The sequence below is a fragment of the Lacrimispora xylanisolvens genome (assembly GCF_002934545.1).
Classification (GTDB): domain Bacteria; phylum Bacillota; class Clostridia; order Lachnospirales; family Lachnospiraceae; genus Lacrimispora; species Lacrimispora xylanisolvens.
On record NZ_PTJA01000007.1, the window covers coordinates 208,863 to 227,195 of the forward strand.

An 18,333-nucleotide genomic window follows, 5' to 3' on the forward strand; every position below is an offset into this window, starting at 1 on the left:
TATTTTGTTAAAGGAACTATGCCGACGACTCACTGTCCGCCTTTGGCAACACCTCTAGCTAACAACAAAAGACTGCCTATGGCAGATAGCGGATATCATCCGATCCTCTGGAAAGTCCTGTCAGACCAGTTCTTGCCAACTCTAAAATCTCATAATCTCCAAGGAGGTTAATCAGCGCATCCAGTTTTGACTGGTCGCCTGTCAGCATGACGGTTAAAGAATCTCTTCCCACATCAACGATGGTAGCCCTGAATATATCTGCAATGGCACTGATCGCCTGACGCTCACTGGCATTGGCGCGGACCTTTACAAGAATAAGTTCACGGTAAACAGAACGTCCGGGCTTCAATTCCTTAATATCCCTGACATCCTCCAGCTTTCTCAGCTGCTTTTCAATCTGATCCAAGATCTCCTGTTCACCCACAGAAACCACTGTCATCCTCGAATATCTCTCATCCGCAGTTACTCCTACCGTAAGGCTCTCAATATTATAGCCACGGCGGCTGAACAGTCCGGCTACACGGCTTAAAACGCCGGCAGTGTTATCAACCAACAATGATAATACGATTCTTTCCATTCACATCCCTGCCTTTTTGTATAATATTTAAATGATAACAATGTAACTGTTATTTGTCAACTAAATAATAGGAATGTGTATTATAATCTGTAGTTATACCTATAGACATATTTAATCATTTTCTTCCATATCAAGAACGGGATTCACGTGAACCATGCAATGCTTTACATCAGGAAAGTGTTCTTCTATGCACAGATGCACCTTTTCTGCAATTTCGTGTGACCTTACCAGTTCCAGTTTTCCTTCTGCTGCAATTTCAATATCCACATATACTTTTGCACCAAACATTCTGGTTCTGATGTCGTCAATCCGTTTTACCCCCATAACTGACATTGCAAACTCCTTCATTTTTTGAACCGTATCCTCATCACAGGATTTATCGATCATTTTGTCCATGGAATCACGAAATATATCAATTGCTGCCTTACCAATAAAAATGCAGATTACAATACTTGCCAGAGGATCTAAAACAGGAACCCCCATTCTTGCGCCGCCGATCCCGATCATAGCTCCCACAGAAGACAATGCGTCAGAGCGATGGTGCCAGGCATCTGCCATAACGGCACCTGAATTTATCTTTTTGGCTGCTGCTCTTGTGTACCAGTACATCCATTCTTTTACGACGATTGATAAAACTGCCGCAACCAAAGCAATCAATCCGGGAATTTCAGCTGTTTTTCCATTCTGCCCTATTATGACTTTAATACCTGTGATGCCAATTACAACGCCAGTAGCCATTAACAAAGAAGCAAGTATGGCAGAAGCAACACATTCCATCCGGTCATGACCGTATGGATGCTCTTTATCAGATTTTTTATCTGCCAGCTGCACACCGATCATAACAATAAAAGTGCTGAACACATCGGAGGCAGAATGAACCGCATCCGAAATCATTGCTCCAGAATGACCAAGCATACCTGCTGCCAGTTTAAATGCAGAAAGCATTAAATTAATGACAATGCTCACCACCGATACGTGCATGGCAAGACTTTTTCCATCCTTTTCTTTCTTTAATCCAGTGATACGTTTCATACCAGTTCCCCCAGTTTGATCAGATTACAGCTGCTGATAAATAAAAAATGCACCTGCGGAACAATTAGAGTGAACTACTGTCCCACAGATGCTTTCATATCATCTGCTGTTGCGAAAGCAACCCGGCTTACAGCTGTTAAAAGCTGACGCCTGCTCAGTTTGTACTGTAGAGTCATGTGCAGTGCAATGAGTTTAATCCCTTAAACGGGCTTCTGTAATAGGATATGAACGTATTGCTGTAAAAGTTACCATTACGTATAATCAATAATGCAATATTCATACGCATTGATCACAACGGTGCTTCCATACTGATCCTCTCTCTTAAAAGCATTGCCATAATTAGCGTGGATATGACCGTGAAGAAAATACCTGGGTGCATACTTATCCATCAGCATCTTAAAGCAGGAAAACCCGCGATGAGGAAGATCGGGCAGATCATTCAGTTCAAAAGCAGGCGCATGGGTTACAAGTATATCAAACCCCTTATTTTTCTTTAACTTCCACCACATGCGCTTAATTCTCTGTTCCATTTTCTTTTCTGTAAACTGGTTGGGGGAACCCGGAATATATTCCATGGAACCACCCAGCCCCAAAATTCTTACTCCATTGAAGGTAACAATCTCATCTTCAATGCAGATACACCCCTCCGGAGGACATCTCTCATACTGACAATCATGGTTTCCCCTTACGTAATAAACCGGCGCGTGAGAACAGGTGGCAAAAAACGTCAGATAATTTGCTCTCAAATCTCCGCAGGAAATGATTAAATCAATGTCTTTTAGCTTCTCCGGTGTATAGAATTCGTAGAGCGACTTGGACTCATGATCCGCCAGTACCAGAATTTTCACGCTGAAGTTCCTCCGTATCCATGTTCTCGTATATTGTCTGACCCTGAAGACGAACCAATGACCGGGCTTCTTCTGTTAACTCTTCAAAATCAGGAATCTGCCCTACAACATTTTCCGTAAGCCAGTTCATCGTAGTAATCTCCTCCGGTGTGAGGCTTAACCCTTCTTCACACTGAATTGTGCCATCCTGAGAGTAAATCGTTCCAACAAATGGCTGGAAGCTTCCTGCCCGAATGGAATTTTTCAAAAATGTAATCAGCCGGTTTGTGCCGTGAGGAAGATTCTGGGAGCAGATCACATCAATGACGTCTGCAGACATTCCCCACCAGTAGTTAATCGCCTGCTTCCCTTTCATCTCTTTCCTGTCAACAGAACCGTGGCAGGTGAGATTTACGATTCTTTCATAAAACTTTCCCCAATGCCAGATAGGAGTAGCCAGGTTTCTCAGGCTTCCATCTGCAGCTTTCTGATAAAGACCGTATTCTCTTGTAGGTGCCTGAGGAGTAATCATATCATCACCGGATATAAAGCGGATTCCTTCTTTCTCAAGCTCCGCCTGAGCATCCCGCCCTGTTATCCTTGACCACTCCAGATAAACCTTTGCATAAGGATTAATCATCCTTGCTCCCAAAGCAAATGCATTGATATTGGCAATGGTTCCGTATATGGGATAATCTGCAATATAACCAAGTTTGTCATCCCGTGACATGGAAGCAGCTAAAGCTCCCATTAAAAACTTTGATTCGTACATTCTTCCATAATAAGTGCAGACAGAAGAATAGGACATATTGACCGAACAGTTGAACACTCTGATTTCCGGATGGTCAATGGCGGTCTTTACACTTAAATTAATCATCTGGGAGGCTGTTGTAAAAATCATGTTGCAGCCTCCTGCAATGGCAGCATCAAATGCCTTCGCCGTCTCCGATTCCGAGTCTGCATGGAAAAAGACCATGGTTTCCGTCTTTCCGTCAAATGCCTGCTCCAGATACATCCTGCCCAGTTCATGACCGTACGTCCAGCTGGAAGTTTCCGCTGTCTTTGCGTGAATAAATGCGATTTTAAGCATGGAAGGATCAAGGCCTGGATTGGGAAGCAGCCAGTTGATCAGCTTCATCGTGGTGTTATCCGATCCGTCGCCAGCCTCCTCCGGCTGCTCTACCAGCGCAATCTTATTGCCTCTGGAAGCCAGAAGAAGTTCATCCTTAATTTTAACCAGATCCTTCTTAATCTGCTTTTCCACCCGGTCTTTCACCGACTTGTATCCCAACAGCTCCACATAGACTAAAAATGCATCGGAGCAGGTCATGTCATAATCATCACCGCCAAATGCGTGAAATGCTTTGGAAAAACGGTCATATGCAGACTTAAATACCAGCCTGTCATCTTCGCTCCACTGTTCTCCCGGAATTTTATTCATTGCCTTTAAAAGCTTATCGTAGCTGCCTTCCTTGCTGAACCAGATATCACAGTTAAAGGAAACCTGATAAAAATCAAGGAATTCGTAATAAAGCCGGTTGTTTAAATCATCAGTACGCCTTGGAATCATCCGGATTACTGAGGCAGCGATGCTGAAGGCCCCCACATACTTTAAAACGCTGACCCTTTTATTGCCTTCCTGAACATAATATTGATTCATGAATTCATAAACAACAATCGGATCATGAATTCCTTCCTGAATCTGATGATCATACAGGTAGGCCCACTTCGCTCCAAATTCGGATTTCTCCGACAAAAGGGGCATGAAATTACTGGCAAATGCATTGGTACGTCCTTCTGTCTTGGTACCGATTACCTTCTCCAGAGGAATATCCATTATTCCTAAATTGACTTCAGAAACGATATCAGAATAAGATAAGATATCATCAAGCACTGGCAGATACGGATACTCTCCTCTTGATACGGATGCCTGGTACTGCCTTCGCCCTTTTCTTAATGCCCCTACATAATCATATAGTGCCATCCGCAGTTTCCTCCCATTATTTTATACCCCTATTTTACCATCCAATCCATATTCTGTACAGACGGGCAATTTCTTCGTCATACAGCCATTACACCTTTAAATTGCGCACTTTAAAGTCACGTTCCAGTTCCCGCTTCTGGTCTTTCTTTGCGATATCATCTCTTTTATCATAAAGTTTTTTACCTCTTGCCAGACCGATCTCCACTTTAACCAGACTGCCTTTAAAATATACGGAAAGAGGAACCAGAGTATATCCCTTTTGTGCAATTTTTTCATCCAGTTTTTGAATTTCCGATTTATGAAGGAGGAGCTTTCTGATACGCAGCGGATCTTTGTTAAAGATATTCCCCTTTTCATAAGGACTGATGTTCATGCCAAATACATAAACCTCACCTTTGTCAACCCGGACAAAAGACTCCTTTACACTGCATTTGCCCATACGTATGGACTTTACTTCAGTGCCAAACAGCTCAATACCGGCTTCATATTTTTCATCAATAAAATAATCATGATAGGCCTTTTTGTTATTGGCGATTAATTTAAAATTTTCTCCCATATTAATAAATCTCCCTTATTAAAACTTTACACAATCATACTACATTATTTATATCTCGTAAAGGATAAGAACATCAGCAAAGGCTCTATTTAAAATAAATAATACTGCTGGTATACTGTTTTCCATCCCATTCCGTATAGGATAATCTTTTACCAGAAGGACTCCAGTTAGTACTTATTGGTTCAGCATTCACAGCAATCTTTACTGATTTTCCGGTAAGTATATCATATACATACAGATTTCTTTCTGCTGCATTATTTTTATCCTCTTTCATGCCATAAACAATCATCCTCTGATCAGGTGACCAGGATACTCCGTACAATTCAGCATTCTCTGCAATTGTATTTTTTTCATCCTTCTCAGGACTATAAATAATCATGGAACTTTTGGAATCATTATTCTGTAAGATTATCATTTCTTTCTTATCCGGAGACGGTACGATTTCAGATACCTGTCCCAGATTAAGACTGGTCTTTTCCTTTGTAGCCAGGTCTAAGGTCATTAAAGTTAAATCTGATTGTGTATTATAATAAATATTATTACCCAGTTTCTCAGCAAGAAATATTCCTTCCTCTTTTAATTCATCAATCAAGCTCATATTTCCAGTTCTGTCAGCCAGATAAACACCACCGCTATATGCTGAACCGATGACAGTTTCATTATCAGCCCAGTGCGCACTTTTTGCTCCTCCAATCGGTTCTCCCATAAGCCCAATGCTCTCATGATTCTCCATATTCATAATGAAGTAAGCAGGATCCCCTAAAACATACTCATCGTATATCAGATATTTCTTATCCCTGGAGAAAACAGCTCCCCCAAGCAATACATCTTTTTGTTCCCTGACCAGCTGATATTCTTTTGAGTTAATATTCAGTAAATACAGACTCTTAGGATACTGGTCTGACAGTTCCGATAAGCTCATTTTTTCTAATGACTCATTTTCTTTTGATACAATTGCAGTATCATCATCAAACCAGTCACTAATCATTATATGTTCCAGGCGCTCAGTTTTATCAACTATAATCTCAGGTTCACTTTCTTCTTTCTTCGATTCATCAATTATTGTTTTAGTATTTTCAGGCTCTTGAACCGTAATCTTATTTCTTTCCTTTGCACATCCGGTCATGGTAAACAACAATGCCGCCATTATGCATGCATTAATTAAATATTTTATCTTCATACTTAGCAACTCCCTGATATAATGCAGGCAGGATAAAAATTAATTATTTTCATCCTGCCAATTTGGTATCTATTATTTCCCGTCAATATCACTTCCCAAAATAAAGTCAATGGTACGCAGCAGTTTATCCGTACCCGATACGATTACCCGAATGGGCTGACCTAGTTTAAACGTCTTCCTGGTCATTTCTCCCACCAGTTCGTAATGTTCTTCATCAAAATGATAATAATCATCCTGAAGATCATTGACATGGATCAGACCTTCCACCGTATTGGGAAGTTCTACATAAAGCCCCCAGTTTGTTACACCTGAAATGACTCCCTCAAACTCCTGCCCAATATATCTGGACATATATTCACATTTTTTCAGCTTAATGGTTTCCCGCTCCGCTTCATCTGCCCGCCTCTCCAGAGAAGAGGACTGAACCGCCACCTGCATCAGAAGCTTGTCATAATGACTGACCCGCTTCTCGCTAAGTCCGGATCTTAGATTCTCTTTGATGATACGGTGAATCTGCAGATCAGGATATCTGCGGATGGGTGAGGTAAAGTGGGTATAATACTTGGCAGCCAGACCGAAATGTCCGGTATTTCCTACTGTATACTTTGCCTGTTTCATGGAACGAAGAGCAAGGCGGCTGATTAAAGCCTCTTCCGGAGTATCCTCTGCATTGGCAAGGAGCTTCTGAACTTCTTTGGGATATACTTCTCCGTTATGGAAGCGAATGGAATAGCCAAAATTGTTAATCAGCGTAGCCAGACTTTTCATCTTCTCCGGATCCGGGTTGTCATGAGTCCGGTAAAGGAATGGAATCTCCTGCCAGAAATAATCCTCTGCAACGGTTTCATTTGCCATAAGCATAAAATCTTCAATGATTTTAGTAGCGGAATTCCGGTCATAAGGTTTTATCTCTAATGGCTTTCCCCGTTCATCAAGAATTACCTTTGTTTCTGGGAAGTCAAAGTCAATAGAACCTCTTTTTTTCCTTTTTTCTCTTAAAATATCAGCCAGTTCCTTCATCTGTTCAAACATGGGAATAAAGGCTTCATATTCTTTCATGGTAGCTTCATCATGGTCGGTTATAATTGCATTTACTGCTGTATAAGTCATTCTCCGGTCTACATTGATCACCGTTTCTGCAATCCTGTGACCGGTTACGGTTCCGTCTCCGTCGATTTCCATGATACAGCTCAGCGCCAGACGATCTTCTCCCTGATTTAAAGAGCAGATACCGTTAGACAGCTTATGGGGCAGCATGGGGATAACACGATCCACCAGATAGACGCTGGTGCCTCTTTTTAAAGCTTCTTCATCAAGGGGGCTGTGCTCTGTTACGTAATTGGTTACATCGGCAATGTGAACTCCCAGCGTATATGCCCCGTCTTTTTTTGAAATGGTGATCGCATCATCTAAATCCTTTGCATCTTCTCCATCTATGGTGACAGTCTGTAATTCTCTTAAATCCAAACGCCCCTGCATATCTTTACCGGAAATAGAATCAGGGACTGACTCTACCTGCTTCATCACACTGTCCGGGAATTCCTCCGGAAGCCCGTAAGCGCGCACAATGGAAAGAATGTCTGTTCCCGGATCATTGACATGTCCAAGGATCTCCTTGATCACACCCTCCGGCTTTTTTCCTTCTCCGCCAAAATCGGTGATCTTCACCACTACCTTATGTCCGTTTACAGCTCCCATATCCTTTCCCTGAGGGATAAAGATATCCTTTGAAATCTTCTGGTTATCCGGAATGACAAAACCAAAATTTTTATTTTTTTGATAAAATCCTATAATCTCTTCATTTGCATGCTGAAGCACCTTAATAACCCGGCCTTCTGCTCTCTTGCCGCCAGAGCCTTCCGCTTCCGCAGATATAAGAACCGTATCTCCATGAAGAGCACCGCCAGTCTTATCCTCCGGGATAAAGATATCTTTCTCAAAACCTTCTACCGATACAAAACCAAAGCCCTTCTGGTGTCCGAAAAATACTCCTGCCATGGAACCGATATCCGGCTTCCCGTATTTTCCTTTCTGGGATACTCCGATTTTTCCTTCTGAAACCAAAGCATCCAGTACCTGTTTTAATTCGTCTCTCTGATGTTTGGGAACCCCAAATAACATGGCAAGTTCCTTTAATTTCATCGGTTTATAAGTCGGATCCGAAAACAGTTCCATAAACATGGCTTTCCGCTGCATTAACTGTTCTTCTGTCATTATTTTCCTCTCTTTTCACTATTTTTCTAACAAGTCAATTTATATTTTATTATCTGCACTTCACCTGATGGTATGACAGAATTTTTCCTTAAAGCGAAAAAAACACCCTTGCTGCTATACCACAAGAGTGTTTAATCGCTACAGTATATTCAGATTCAGTACTAATGACAGGATAAAAAACAGGATTGCTCCGTACTTTGTAAACTTCTCCAGTTTTCCTTCCATGGAACGTCCTTTGTTCCTGCCCCAGTAAGTATCCGCCATACCACCGATAGAACCAAGACCCTGACTCTTTCCTTCCTGTAACAGGATAATCGCTGATAAAGCAACGCATATAATAACGAACACAATTGATAATATAATCCGGATCATTTTCCCACCTCCTTAAGTCAAACAACGCTTATCATACCATAAATTTTCAGTAAATACAATATTTTTTTCTATTTTTCACTGCTGTCTGCCATAGAATTCCTCAATTCTTAGCAGTTCGTTGTATTTAGCCGTGCATTCTCCCCTGCAGGGTGCGCCGCATTTTATATAATCAGCTCCAACTGCCGCCGCCATGTCACTAAGAAACACTTCCTCTGTTTCCTTATAACTGTTTGAAAAGATCACTTTATTCCCAAGCCTTCCTGCTCTCTCAGCCATTTCCAGTGCAGCCGTTACAGTACCGGCTTTCTTCAACTGAATCTCCACGCCATTGGATGCAAAAAAATCATCGGAAGCTATGGTGAAACGATGATGAAACATCTGATACATCCGGTTTCTTCCCTCAAGATCTTTTGTCCAGAGTCCTTCTGTCACAAGTCCCAGAGGAAATCCTTCTGCCAGCCTTAAATAATAGGAAATGATATCTTTTTGATTTCTGTATACCAGAATTCCATTATTCATGCTTTCTTTATCAAAATGATAAATTCCTTCTTCTTTTACGTAAAGATGATCTGCATATCCGGATATGGCGGCCGCCACATCGGTATCTGGATCATATCCGGAAAGTCTGACTGCATCCATTATATAATGAAGCGCTTCCTCTGCACTTTTTACGTCTGCTGCAAAACCGCCGCTTTCCCCTACTGATGTATCAATTCCGTTTAAGGATAAAAGCCGCTTTAATGTCTGGTATACTTCCCCACCCATCCGCAGTCCTTCTGCAAATGAACTCCTGTTTAAGGGGATAATCATAATTTCTTTAAAATCGATTCCTTTCCCCCAGTCTCCTCCATCAATCATGCTCATGACCGGAACAGGCATGACTGGAGCCGTAGATCCACCTAAATAGCGGTATAATGGTAGTCCAAGACCTGCACCTGCCGCTCTTGCTGCTGCCATGGACAGCGCTAACACTCCAGCTTTTCCTCTGCCGTTTTCTTTATGGTCCACATCGTCTGCCTCTCTTTGTCTGATCAGCAGATTATCAATATTTTTTTGTTCTGCAGCATCTTCAAATAAAATCGCTTCCGACAGCCATTCCCTGATATAATCTGCTTCTTCCTCCCCGCTTGTTTCATCAAAAACCGAAACCACAGCCTTTCCCTGAGCACCATTTTCCAGGATCACTTCTGCTTCCACAGCCGGATTTCCTCCCGAATCTAAAAGCATTCTCCCTCTTATGAGTTTAATATCAAGATCATCAAGCATCTGTTTTGCCTCCCTGTTTTTCAAACATTCCTCTACCGTAAGGATTGACGGGATTTTTCAGTTCCATGCAGGCAAACAAAAAAAATGCCGGAAGCTTTTGCTTTTCTCCCGACATCTTTTTATAAAAAATTTTTATGCTCTTAACTCAATACCAAGTGCCTGTAAACCGTTGAGTATTTTTTTCATAACTGCTGAAACTTCCTGTTCTTCCAGAGTATGATCTGCTGCACGGAATGTGATGGAATAGGCAACTGACTTAAAGCCAGCCAGAATCTGTGCACCTTCATATATATCAAACAGCTCATAGCTTTCTAATATCTTGCCTCCGCGCTGTTCAATGACTTCTTCTATCTGACCTACCAGAACATTCTTTGGCACTACCATACTGATATCTCTGGTAACTGCCGGATATTTGGCAATTCCGGTGTATTTGCGGTCAAAACTTGTAAATGGGATCATAGACGGCATATCGATTACTGCCACATAAGCCCGGTCTCCAATCTTATAGTTATCGGCCACCTCCGGATGAACTTCTCCTAAATATCCGATATTTACTCCATCGTAAATGATGTCTGCCTGTCTTCCCGGATGAAGGAACGTCTTTCCTGCCTTTGGATCATAATGAGGCTTTAAATTCATACCGGTTTTCTCAAAGAACTCCTCAATGACACCCTTCATGTCGAAGAAATCACCATCTCCGTAAAAGCCCAGAGTAAACTGCATTCTTTCATCTGGAAGTTCTGTAAGAGGAAGGCTCTTTGGCAGATAAATATTGGCCAGCTCATAAAGGCGGACATTTTTATTACGTCTGTTGTAGTTTGTAGACAGTGAATTCAACATTCCATGAAGAGGAGTTGTTCTCATTACACTGAAGTCCTCGCCAAGGGGATTTAAAATATTCACAGTTACCCGAAGAGGACTGTCCTGAGGAAGAAGAAGACGGTCGAAAACTTTAGGGCTTTCAAAGGAATATGTCATTCCCTGAGAGAATCCGCAGAACTCTGCAACTTCTCTTGCCAGCTCCTCCACTCTTAATTTATAGGAGAGTTTACCAGTCGTCGCTTCCCCGGTAGGAAGGGAAACCGGGATCTTATCATAACCATAAAATCTTGCTGTCTCCTCTGCCAGATCCGCCATACATTCTAAATCCTGACGGAATGTAGGAACAATGATCTCACCTGTTTTTTCGTCATATTCCAGTTCCAGACGCTTGTAATATTCAAGCATGGTCTCTGCTGTAATATCTGTACCAAGAAGACGGTTCATTCTCTCCGGTTCAAATGCAACGCGTTTTGCCTCTCTCTTCTCCGGATAAATGTCAATCATACCGCCAACTACTTCACCTGCGCCAAGCTCCTCAATCAGCTGGCATGCACGGTCGATTGCGGCCTTTGCATTGTTGGGATCAAGTCCCTTTTCGAATTTGCCGGACGCATCGGTTCTTAAACCAACTTTCTTAGAGGAAAGACGGATATTGGTTCCATCAAAGCAGGCACTTTCAAATACCATGGTCTGAACGTCATCGGTAATCTTAGAATTCTCTCCTCCCATGATACCGGCAATTCCCACTGCCTTCTCTCCGTCACGAATCATCAGTACGGTGCTGTCCAGTTTTCTTTCCTGGCCATCCAGGGTCTGGAAGGTCTCTCCATCTTCTGCACATCTGACAACGATCTCATGGCCTGCCAGCTGTTCATAATCAAAGGCATGCATTGGCTGGCCGTATTCTTCCATAACATAGTTGGTGATGTCAACAATGTTATTGATTGGTCTGATTCCGCAGGCTGCAAGTCTTCTCTGCATCCAGACAGGAGATGGAGCAAGCTTAATATTTTTTACCATTCTTGCGCAGTAACGGGAACAAAGACGGCTGTCTTCTACTGTTACTTTCAGATAATCATGAACATCCTCGCTGTTGCCTGTCGCAGTTACCACCGGAGGAACAAAGGTTTTGTTAAATGTAGCTGCTGCCTCTCTTGCAATCCCGATCACACTGTAACAGTCCACACGGTTTGAAGTTACTTCATATTCAAAAACAGAATCATGAAGGCCAAGAAGCTCTACTGCATCACTTCCCGGTACGGAAGTCTCGGGAAGAATGTAGATCCCGCTTTCAGGAGCGTCAGGATACATTTCATTTGTAAATCCCAGTTCTTCAATGGAGCACATCATTCCACAGGATTCAATGCCTCTTAACTTGCCCTTTTTAATCTTAATTCCATCTTCCGGAAGAGGACCGCCGTCATGGCCTCCTGCAACCTTTCCTCCGTCTAAAACAACCGGTACCTTATCTCCTGTTTTCACGTTTGATGCGCCGGTTACGATCTGAACGGTCTCAGAACCTACATTCACCTGGCAGACAATCAGTTTATCTGCATCGGGGTGACGTTCAATCGATAAGATATGACCGACTACGATCTTCTCCAAATTTTTATCCAGGCATTCATAGCCCTCAACCTTCGTTCCGGTCAGTGTCATGGCATCTGTATATTCCTGAGGTGTCACTTCCAAATCCGGTACATATGCTTTAACCCATGATAATGGTGTATTCATCAATCTATCTCCCTTCCTGTTTCTAGAACTGCTTTAAGAATCTGATGTCATTTTCATATAATAATCTCATGTCATCAATCTCATATTTTAACAAGGCAATTCTTTCCAAGCCCACTCCGAATGCGAATCCGGAGTATTCATTGGAATCAATTCCGCTCATGGCAAGCACGTTGGGGTGTACCATTCCGCATCCTAAAATCTCAATCCAGCCAGATCCTTTACAGAAACGGCAGCCCTTTCCTCCACATTTAAAGCAGGTAACATCCATCTCTGCACTTGGCTCAGTGAACGGGAAGTGATGGGGGCGGAATTTTACCTTTGTCTCAGGTCCAAATAACTCTCTGGCAAATTCAGCAAGGGTTCCTTTTAAATCTGCAAATGTTATATTCTTATCGATTACCAGGCCCTCGATCTGATGGAACGAAGGAGAATGGGTTGCATCTACTTCATCAGAACGGAACACTCTGCCTGGTGCCAGCATACGGATGGGAAGCTTTCCCTGCTCCATGGTACGAACCTGAACGGGAGAAGTCTGACTTCTTAAAACGATGTTGTCACTGATATAAAAAGTATCCTGCTCATCTCTTGCCGGATGGTTCTTGGGAATATTCAGCTTTTCAAAGTTATAATGGTCATACTCTACTTCCGGGCCTTCAATTACTTCATAACCCATACCTACGAAGATTCTCTCCACCTCTTCTAATGCGATGGTATTAGGGTGGGTATGACCAACCCGGTTCCTCTTCGCCGGCAGTGTGACATCGATTACTTCTTTCTTTAGCTGCTCTTCTCTTGCTTTTTTCATCAGCGCAGTCATGGCTGCGTCTAACTTACCTTCAATTGCTTCTCTGGCCTCATTCACCATCTGTCCAATCTTAGGTCTGTCTTCCGGAGTAACGTCCTTCATGCTCTTTAACACGCTGGTCAGTTCTCCCTTTTTCCCAAGATAAGCAACTTTAATATCGTTGAGTTTTTCCAGCGCATCGGAAGCTTCAATTTGCTTTAACGCTTCTTGTTTAATTTTTTCTAATTGATCTTTCATCATGCTCTCCTTCTTTGATTCATTCCCTGATACATTAAAAAAAGCTCCATCCCTGTAAAGGGACGAAGCTGTGTTCGCGGTACCACCCTGATTCCTGCATCAAAAGCAGGCACTCGGCATACGTAACGTGTAAGGACGTCATGACCTACCCGCCTGCCAATTAAATAAATTCACAGGTTTCAGCCATGCTGCTTCAGTGGGAAATTCGAACTCTTAATTGAACTTAAAAGGGCTTTCAGCCGGTGACCCCTTCTCTCTGATAGAAATTAAGATTCTACTTGCACTTTCATAGCATTTCATATTTTAATGTAATATTGTCACCATTATAATAAGATAAAATTAAAATGTCAAGACATTTTTAGCACTTAAGTTTTTGCATTCTAATAGGGGGGCGTCAAAGCACCCCCCTGTAATCAGCAAGTTTTCAATTATTTTAATTCATAAACCTTAATTACTCAAGTACCATTTACAGTGGAAATACATCTGGTGCAAGATTCCAGATAAGAATATATGCTGCAACCCTTTTTGGAGTGTCTAATCCATCATCTATATTTACAGGATTTGCTCTTCTGTAAATATCATCAACAATGTCATTTTCTACTCCAAGGCCTTTTAAGACAGAGGCTCCGTAGTAACAGCAGGCATGAGCAAAAATTTCCTGAGCAACAGAATGTATGCTAATGTTTTTTACTGTACCTGTTACTACTAATGCAGTAGCTTTAACCTCACACGCTGTCTTAGTTAAATACAGCGGGCTCATAGGCACTTCAGCCGCACCCGCAAAAATACTTTTCTGTTCCATTTCACTTAAAACATCAAATTTACTATTCATATTTTCCTCCATTCACTTGTTGATTACATTAAATAAAAAGGATCTTTATCGCTAAATGTAAACTACTTTTGAGGAATAATTAAGTAACCAATAAATTCTTTTAAAAATTCCGTTATTTTCATTTTTATTAGTCCTTTATCGGGATCACCTATGATTAAACCATTTTTTAATCTTTTATAAATGACTACATAATGATTATTTCCAGCAGACTTACTGATAACTGCAATCAGCGGAATTTCAAAATTATAATCTGAAATGAAATTATTCATTTTAATAGAAGCTGTCTGAAAGCCTAATATGCGTAACGTTCGCTGCATATCCCATATACTGGTTCCTTTTTCACTTAACCCGGCAATGCGGCACACTGTTACTAAATCTGTATTTGACTGGTAGAATTCACATATCATGCAGATGCAAGCTGGTCCACAATCATATTTCTCTTTTTGATAAACAATAGGGTAATGCATATTAAGACCTCCTGTTCAATATTACTTTATAAAAAGAAATCTTAATTTAATTTGTAAACTATTAATATATCTATAAATACCTTGACACCGGCATAATAATATTATATCATTTTATGCAAATGCATAAAATAAAAAGGAGCAGCATAATTATGTATCAATTACCGGAATCCGAATTAGATATTATGTTAATTATCTGGAAAACGAAAGAAGAAAAGATCGGTGTTAACAATATAGCCCAGCAATTGTCTCAGCAAAAGGAAATAACTGCGGGCGCACTTCATAGTTATCTGAACCGCCTTGTGGAAAAAAAATTCTTAGAGTGCTGTAAGGAAGGGAAATACAGATATTTCAAACCCCTTATATCTGAATCAGAATACAAACAGGAAGAAGGAAAGAGTATCGTTGATAAATTGTTTGGCGGTTCTGTCAGCAATCTGGTGAACTGTTTATACAAGAAAAACAAGCTTACTTTGAAAGATATAGAGGAACTAAAAGATTTTGTTGATCACTATTCAGAGGAGTAATACGTATGAAAGAACTATTATTTCACATTTTGACGGTATCATTTTTGTCTGGCTTATTTATCTTGTTCTGGCTGAGCTTCCGAACCGTAATCAATAAAAAATTTTCTTATAAAATTAATCGCTATATCTGGCTTGCAATTGCGATCCGCATGATTTTTTTTGTTTCACTTCCCATTCCAGCTTTCAGCCAAAGAATTGAAATTAATCCCAAAGTAATAACCGCTTCTCCTGAACCTGCAAAAACGGGTAAAGATGTTGTTAATTCTACTGATACCGAGACCATAATTGCAATGAAAAATCAACCGGATAAACGAATCGCATTATCAAACAACTTAATTACAACTATTACAATCATCTGGATCGGCGGTTTTTTAATCAATCTGTCAATAAAAATATTTAGCTATCTTCTATTATGTAAAAAAGTGAAGGAGGGTATAATTGCAGATCCGTCCATCCAAAATATATTCGTTAAATGCTCTGAGAGATTAAAAAACAAATCTCCTGTCAATATCGTTATACTAAATGAGATTCATTCTCCCCTTATTTTAGGGTATTTCAATAAGACGATCGTGCTTCCTAAGATAAACTATTCGGAAAAAGAACTGGATTATATATTTGCACATGAAATTGTTCATGGAATGATGAACGATATCTGGTATAAATTAATTTGCGTACTTGCTTCCTGTCTGCATTGGTTTAACCCCCTCGCATACCTGCTGGTGATAGAGGCCGAAAAAGATTTGGAATACCATTGTGATATGGAAGTAATCAGAGGACAGAATATCACATACCGTAAAAACTATTGTTCAAGTATCCTTAGTTTAATGGAAAAAAAGGAAATACATGAAGATGATCATTATGAAATTTCTTTAATAAATAACTTTGACTACAGTAAAAACACAGTAAAGTCGAGAATGGAGAATATATTAAATATGAAAAACAAGAAAAGTAATAAACTGGTCATTGCCACGATTTTTATCGTACTTTTATTATGTACCTCACTCATTACGTTTGGTAATACAAAAAGTTCTATCTATTTTAAAAGCTTATTATTTGGAGATAAATCTGTTACATTTACCAACCCTGAAGATTATGGGAAATTTGAAGATCTAAGAGGATACAGCAGTCTGGATATTTTTCCAGAAAATATATCACCTTCCATAATAGATGAGTATTATTATTCATATCAGAATACACTCTTTGATCCAACGTGCCAAATTTACCTAAGCTGTTCATTTGATAAGCCAGAATACGAAGCAGAACTTAAACGTTTATCACAAATATCTAAATCCTACAATGGAACGATACAGAAAATTCTTTACGACACCGAAAATTACAATTATCCTGCTTACGTAACGATTAATGCCAATAACCACTGCTATGAATATGCTTTACTTACCGGCGAAAACAAAATCACTTATATATTTTTAGATTTTATAAATGAGAAGAATTTGAAATTTGATACAAAATACCTGCCAAAAAACTTTGAAAATGAAAAAACAGATAAAAAGAATGGATATACCATATATAAATATTATCAGGATAATGGAGATGGCATCTGGATCGATGAAAGTAAATAAAAAAATCGACGAAGCCAAGCAATGAAAGGACAACAGGCAGTAATCCCTCCGCCTGCTGTCCTTTCTGTATCATTTACCAAAATGAAAGAACTGGTCTTTCTCATAAAGCGGTATGAACTGGTCTCTTTTTAAAAATGAAAAATTTCTGAACCAGAAAATTCAGAAAGAAAATAGTGACCTCCACCACAATTTTTGCTTCTAATCCGCCCATTCCCCAATCTCTTACCAGCCACAACAGCATGGCAGTATTAACTGCCAGTATGGAAAGAGCCAGAGCGGCATAGCCCAAGGCAGACTGCAGCAGGCTTCCTTTATATTGAAATACATAATTGCGGTTTACAATGAAGTTAAATGAAGCACTCACAATTCTTGCCATGATGTTGCTGACGGCATCTGCAGTAATAACTCCCAGTCCGGAAGTAAGGGATAAAAGAATGCCAAACAGCAGGTAGTCGATACAAAAACTAAGAAACGAGGACGAAACAAATTTTAACATTGTCATATAAATGCGTGCAGAGTCTTTTAAAGGCCGAAAATGAGAAGATTTATTTCCTTCCAGATAAATCGTTTCAATGGGAACTTCCACTATCCGGATCTTCTCTTTAATACAGGTCAGAAGCATATTTGTCTCATATTCATACCGATCCCCTGATATCTCAAGTAGCATTGGAATTAATGTGCTGTCAAACGCTCTCAGCCCTGTTTGTGTGTCTTTCAGCCACCTGCCGGACAAAAGCCAGAACGCAGCCCTTGTAAGCTGATTACCCAATCTGCTTCTTAATGGTATTTTTCCCTGAAAACAGCGGCTTCCAATAATAAGAACATTCTTCTCTATTGTTTTTGCTTCTAATAAACGGGCAATATCAGCCGCCGTATGCTGGCCATCTGCATCAGCAATGATTATTCTTCCTGAATCCATCTGTTCCCTGATAAATGTTAATGCAGTTTTTACTGCTTTTCCTTTTCCGTAATTCCTGTCATGCTGCAGTACAATTCCATAGCGTTCTGCCTCCTGAAATATTTCTTTTGTTTCTAACCTGCTTCCATCATTGACTATTAGCAGCACTGCTTCCAATTTTTCACTCAATTCCTTTAAGAGAGCAATTAGCCGCACATCCGGATTATACGCCGGAATTACAATATAATTATTCTTCACTGCCATAGAGCTCCTCTCTTTCTGTCTCTTTTCAAACAGTATATAAGTAACTACTGAAATAACACTGAAAAAATATACACAGAATTATCATTCTTTTTTTCAGATGCATTTAAGATTCAGACGTTATACTCAGCGTTATCAGATCATTGCATCTGAAACTCTCATAAACCG

Annotated in this window: 16 protein-coding genes, 1 riboswitch and 1 other annotated feature; of the genes, 2 read left to right on the plus strand and 14 right to left on the minus strand. The window is 40.4% G+C overall.

Annotated elements, in window-relative coordinates:
• Nucleotides 1-76 precede the first annotated feature (76 nt).
• The 13 genes from ilvN to BXY41_RS14700 all read right to left on the minus strand — a co-directional run bounded on the left by ilvN (nt 77) and on the right by BXY41_RS14700 (nt 14,902).
• A complete protein-coding gene (gene ilvN, locus BXY41_RS14640) occupies nt 77-577 on the minus strand; it encodes an acetolactate synthase small subunit (RefSeq protein ID WP_104437592.1) in 501 nt (166 codons plus the stop codon).
• Between the two features lie 111 nt (nt 578-688).
• Nucleotides 689-1,609, minus strand: a complete 921-nt coding sequence (locus BXY41_RS14645; RefSeq protein ID WP_104437593.1) for a cation diffusion facilitator family transporter — start codon at nt 1,607-1,609, stop codon at nt 689-691.
• A 75-nt stretch (nt 1,610-1,684) separates the two neighbouring features.
• A riboswitch (NiCo riboswitch) is annotated at nt 1,685-1,777 on the minus strand.
• 83 nt (nt 1,778-1,860) lie between these two features.
• A complete protein-coding gene (locus BXY41_RS14650) occupies nt 1,861-2,457 on the minus strand; it encodes a metallophosphoesterase family protein (protein WP_104437594.1) in 597 nt (198 codons plus the stop codon).
• Nucleotides 2,429-4,420 carry a BMP family ABC transporter substrate-binding protein gene (locus BXY41_RS14655; RefSeq protein WP_104437595.1) on the minus strand — a complete coding sequence of 664 codons (1,992 nt, stop codon included), beginning with the start codon at nt 4,418-4,420 and terminating at the stop codon, nt 2,429-2,431. Before BXY41_RS14655 ends, BXY41_RS14650 begins: the two co-directional genes overlap by 29 nt.
• 88 nt (nt 4,421-4,508) lie before the next feature.
• Nucleotides 4,509-4,976, minus strand: a complete 468-nt coding sequence (smpB, locus tag BXY41_RS14660) for an SsrA-binding protein SmpB (RefSeq protein ID WP_104437596.1) — start codon at nt 4,974-4,976, stop codon at nt 4,509-4,511.
• An 85-nt stretch (nt 4,977-5,061) separates the two neighbouring features.
• Complete coding sequence (locus BXY41_RS14665; protein ID WP_104437597.1) at nt 5,062-6,156, minus strand: hypothetical protein; 1,095 nt, start codon at nt 6,154-6,156, stop codon at nt 5,062-5,064.
• Nucleotides 6,157-6,228: 72 nt separating this feature from the next.
• Nucleotides 6,229-8,370 carry a ribonuclease R gene (rnr, locus tag BXY41_RS14670; RefSeq protein ID WP_242980206.1) on the minus strand — a complete coding sequence of 714 codons (2,142 nt, stop codon included), beginning with the start codon at nt 8,368-8,370 and terminating at the stop codon, nt 6,229-6,231.
• A gap of 138 nt (nt 8,371-8,508) precedes the next feature.
• Nucleotides 8,509-8,742 carry a preprotein translocase subunit SecG gene (gene secG, locus BXY41_RS14675; protein WP_104437598.1) on the minus strand — a complete coding sequence of 78 codons (234 nt, stop codon included), beginning with the start codon at nt 8,740-8,742 and terminating at the stop codon, nt 8,509-8,511.
• Between the two features lie 75 nt (nt 8,743-8,817).
• Nucleotides 8,818-10,008: a phosphopyruvate hydratase gene (eno, locus tag BXY41_RS14680; protein WP_104437599.1), complete on the minus strand. Its 1,191-nt coding sequence runs from the start codon at nt 10,006-10,008 to the stop codon at nt 8,818-8,820.
• 132 nt (nt 10,009-10,140) lie between these two features.
• On the minus strand, nt 10,141-12,561 hold the full coding sequence (gene pheT / locus BXY41_RS14685) for a phenylalanine--tRNA ligase subunit beta (protein WP_104437600.1): 2,421 nt from the start codon (nt 12,559-12,561) through the stop codon (nt 10,141-10,143).
• A gap of 22 nt (nt 12,562-12,583) precedes the next feature.
• Entirely contained in the window at nt 12,584-13,603 is a 1,020-nt protein-coding gene (gene pheS, locus BXY41_RS14690; RefSeq protein WP_104437601.1) for a phenylalanine--tRNA ligase subunit alpha, read from the minus strand.
• A gap of 55 nt (nt 13,604-13,658) precedes the next feature.
• Nucleotides 13,659-13,902: a binding site (T-box leader), on the minus strand.
• A 167-nt stretch (nt 13,903-14,069) separates the two neighbouring features.
• Nucleotides 14,070-14,435 carry a hypothetical protein gene (locus tag BXY41_RS14695; RefSeq protein ID WP_104437602.1) on the minus strand — a complete coding sequence of 122 codons (366 nt, stop codon included), beginning with the start codon at nt 14,433-14,435 and terminating at the stop codon, nt 14,070-14,072.
• Nucleotides 14,436-14,497: 62 nt separating this feature from the next.
• Complete coding sequence (locus BXY41_RS14700; protein ID WP_104437603.1) at nt 14,498-14,902, minus strand: cysteine peptidase family C39 domain-containing protein; 405 nt, start codon at nt 14,900-14,902, stop codon at nt 14,498-14,500.
• A gap of 149 nt (nt 14,903-15,051) precedes the next feature.
• On the opposite strand from BXY41_RS14700, the gene BXY41_RS14705 reads away from it, so the two are divergent.
• The gene (locus tag BXY41_RS14705; RefSeq protein ID WP_170072377.1) at nt 15,052-15,426 is read left to right on the plus strand and encodes a BlaI/MecI/CopY family transcriptional regulator; all 375 of its coding nucleotides are present in this window, start codon (nt 15,052-15,054) and stop codon (nt 15,424-15,426) included.
• A gap of 5 nt (nt 15,427-15,431) precedes the next feature.
• Nucleotides 15,432-17,006, plus strand: a complete 1,575-nt coding sequence (locus tag BXY41_RS14710; RefSeq protein ID WP_104437605.1) for a M56 family metallopeptidase — start codon at nt 15,432-15,434, stop codon at nt 17,004-17,006.
• A gap of 100 nt (nt 17,007-17,106) precedes the next feature.
• Here BXY41_RS14710 and BXY41_RS14715 read toward each other — a convergent pair whose 3' ends face one another.
• Nucleotides 17,107-18,168, minus strand: coding sequence for a bifunctional glycosyltransferase family 2/GtrA family protein (locus BXY41_RS14715; RefSeq protein WP_104437606.1), 1,062 nt, complete (start codon nt 18,166-18,168; stop codon nt 17,107-17,109).
• Between the last annotated feature and the right edge of the window lie 165 nt (nt 18,169-18,333).